The sequence below is a fragment of the Deinococcus pimensis DSM 21231 genome (genome assembly GCF_000519345.1).
In the GTDB taxonomy this organism is placed as follows: Bacteria; Deinococcota; Deinococci; order Deinococcales; family Deinococcaceae; genus Deinococcus_A; species Deinococcus_A pimensis.
The window spans coordinates 115,328-117,468 of record NZ_KI912647.1; the positions used below are offsets into that span (position 1 = coordinate 115,328).

Genomic DNA, 2,141 nt, shown 5'->3' on the forward strand with positions numbered 1-2,141 from the left:
CCGCACCGCCTACACCTCCCGCAGCGGCCTGCGGGAGGCCAGCAGCAGCGCCACCGCCCCCACGATGCCCGCGCCGAGCCACACCACGCCGGGCGGCCCGATGATTCCGGCGAGCGCGCCCGCCGGGAAGTCCCCGAGGGGCCGCAGCCCCATCATCAGCAGGGTGTTCACGCTCATGAGGCGTCCGCGCATGGCGCGCTCCACCCGGGACTGCATCAGCGTGATCGCGGTGGACTGCACGGCGTTGAGGCCCAGCCCGAACGCGAAGAGCGCGAGCATCGCGGGCAGCAGGGAGCGCGCGAATCCGAAGGCCACGAGCGCCGCCACCCACAGCGCGATCCCGCCGAGGAACAGCAGCCCCTTGCGCCGCACCTCCCCGAGGGACGCCACGATCAGCCCGCCGAGGATCGTCCCGATGCCCGTGGCCGTGAAGAGCCAGCCCAGCCCGGTCGAGTTCAGGTGCAGGGTGGTGCGCGAGAAGAGCGGCAGGATCAGCGACACGCTCGGCCCGCAGAAGAGCAGCGTGCCGTACCCCAGGATCACCCAGGGCAGCACCCGGTCCGCGCGCACGGCCCGCAGGGCCTCACGCAGCGACTCGCCCAGCGGTCGGCGCTCCCCGCCGCGCGCGCCCTCGGGGACCTTCAGGCGCCACAGCACCACCAGCATCCCCAGGAAGCTCGCGGCGTTCAGGAAGAAGATCCCGCCCGGCCCGAGGACGCCCACGAGGAAGCCCGCGAGCGCCGGACCCACCGCCGACGCCGCGCTGAACGCGACCGACTGGAGCGCCACGGCGTTCGTGAGCTGCTCGGGCGCGACGAGCATCGGCACGAGCGCCGAACGGGCGGGCTGGTCGAAGCTCAGCACCGCGCTCGACGCGAACGCGACCGTCAGGATGAGCGGCAGCGACACGTGGTTCGTCACCGCGATCACCCCGAAGGCGGCGGCGCACGCGGCGAGCAGCACCTGCGTGACGAGCAGCAGGCGGCGCTTGTCGAGCCGATCGGCGAAACTGCCGCCCACGAAGGACAGCAGGAAGAACGCCGCGGCCTGCGCGAGCGACACGAGGCCCAGCGCGAGGGCGCTGTCCTTCGTGACGCGCAGCACCAGCAGGCTCAGCGAGACGATCTGCATCCACGTGCCGAGCGCGCTGACGAGCAGCGCGATCCACAGCGCGCGGAAGGCGGGGTTGCGCAGCGCCTCGAAGGTGCGGGCGCGGGCGGGGCGGGAGGCGGCGGTGCTCACCTCCCGACGCTAGTCCCGCCGCGTGGAGTCCGCGTGCGAGGCCGCGCAAGCGGACTTCATGCTGTGCGCCGGGGCTCAGTCCTCGTCGGGGCCGTAGCGCTGCCGCCCGGGGAGGTCCGCGCCCTCGTGCACGGCGCGCGCGATCTCCAGCGCGAGGGGCAGCGTGACCCCCTCGTACCAGCCCTGCTCCAGCGCGCCGCCCCGCTCGCGGTAGCAGGCCACGACGGGCCCGTGGGAGCACGCGCCCAGACAGCCGGAACTCGTGAGGCGCACGCTGCCGCCCGCCTTGTAGTACATCAGCTTCTCGTTCTCCATGGCGCGCGTCAGGGCCAGCATCAGCAGGTCCGCGCCGCGCGCGCGGCAGTTGCCGTTCTGGCACACCAGCAGGTGACCGGCCGTCCTGAAGTACCGGGCGGGCACGCTACGCCTCCGGGACGACGAGCAGTCGTCCCGCGATCTCGTGGACGGAGACACGTACGCCGTACGCACGCTCCAACAGGGCGGGCGTGAGCACCTCGGCGGGCGCGCCCGACGCGAGGACGCGGCCCTCGTGGAGGAGCAGCACGCGGTCGGCGAGCGCGGCGAGCGTGAGGTCGTGCAGCACCACGACCGCGCCGAGTCCCCCGGCGGCCTCGCAGCGCAGGTAGCGCAGCGCCTCCACCTGATGACCGACGTCGAGGTGGTTGGTGGGCTCGTCGAGCAGCAGGAAGCGCGGCGTGGCCGCCAGTGCCCGCGCGAGCGCGACGCGCTGACGTTCCCCGCCGGAGAGGTCCATGACGCGCTCGTGCTCGAAACGCCGGGTGTCGGTGCGGTCCATCGCGGCGGTGACGGCAGCGCAGGGCAGCTTGTCGGCGGCGATCCCCACACCCGTGTCCTGAACGTCGACCGACAGCGACGTC

General features: G+C 73.5%; 3 protein-coding genes. All 3 read right to left on the reverse strand.

Features of this window, described 5'->3' with window-relative positions:
* Positions 1-9 precede the first annotated feature (9 nt).
* On the reverse strand, positions 10-1,242 hold the full coding sequence (locus DEIPI_RS0113405; RefSeq protein ID WP_027482099.1) for an MFS transporter: 1,233 nt from the start codon (positions 1,240-1,242) through the stop codon (positions 10-12).
* Between the two features lie 75 nt (positions 1,243-1,317).
* On the reverse strand, positions 1,318-1,662 hold the full coding sequence (locus tag DEIPI_RS0113410) for a (2Fe-2S) ferredoxin domain-containing protein (protein WP_027482100.1): 345 nt from the start codon (positions 1,660-1,662) through the stop codon (positions 1,318-1,320).
* 1 nt (position 1,663) lies between these two features.
* On the reverse strand, positions 1,664-2,141 hold a 478-nt coding region (locus tag DEIPI_RS31035; protein WP_157463647.1), incomplete at its 5' end, for an ATP-binding cassette domain-containing protein.